Annotated in this window: 1 protein-coding gene; it reads left to right on the top strand. The window is 63.7% G+C overall.

Annotation, left to right across the window (positions count from 1 at the left end; genetic code table 11):
- The coding region (locus AC2YHJ_RS27865; protein ID WP_487399450.1) for a hypothetical protein at positions 1-613 on the top strand (613 nt) is incomplete at its 5' end.
- Between the last annotated feature and the right edge of the window lie 315 nt (positions 614-928).

Consider the following 928-nt stretch of genomic DNA (forward strand, 5'->3'; position numbering starts at 1 on the left):
CCACACGGCGAAGGGCATGGATCTGGAGAACCCGACGATGCGGGGGAGCAGCGCCTGGATCGCCAACAGCCGGTTCGCCTACGCGCTGTGGAAGCCAAGTCACGACGAGGCGAAACGTCTGTCAAAGGAGGTCGATGACCCACCCGAGAGCCTCCTCTGGGGGAACCTCGTCAAGGCGAACCACGCCGGCGCACCGGTGGGCGCGCGCCGTCTATTTGCTCGCTCGACCGCGGGGGAACTGCTCGATCGCACGAGCCGACTTGCGTCGCAGGGGCCGACAGAGGAGCAGTTGCTGAAACAACTGGTGGATGCCTGCGCCGAATGCGCGGCTGCCGGCCTTCCCTTCACCGTCACCGGAGTGGCAGGCCTGTACACCGGGCGGGCGGATCTGCCGGAGCCGCTTGCAAGCATGGGTAAGCACAGCCTGGAGGCGCTGGGAAACAAAGCTCTCGACCGGCGGATGTTGGTGAAGGCGCGGACCGCCGCCACGCAAGCCTCGCCGAAGTTCCTCGACGTTCCGGATGGGCCACTTGCGAAGGGTGTCGAGGTTGCGCTGGTCCACGGATCTCGCCAGGAGGCGTTGGAGCAGTATCGCGCCAGGCAAGGCCAATAGATGCATTCTCAACGTTCCCGGTTCCCGGCTTCCCGGTGGGAACGCTGAGGCTCGGGAACGCAAATTACCGCGTCTTATCATTGAGTTAGAGCGTTCCCGGAAGATGTCGTTCCCGAGGCCCCGGGAATGCAAGAAAATGGCGGTTTTCTGCCGCATTCCCGCATTCCCGAGATCCTCCCCTACGGGGAGAACCGGACTTGGGAATCCGGCTCGCTCCGTAGGAGTGCGAGGCGAGATGAATTCTCCGACCTGTCGCGGGGTTCGATGGGTGCGAACGAAAAGAAAATGCACGGATCGTAGTGCAGCGCAGTGCCG

Source organism: Roseomonas sp. SRI_022, assembly GCF_057586215.1.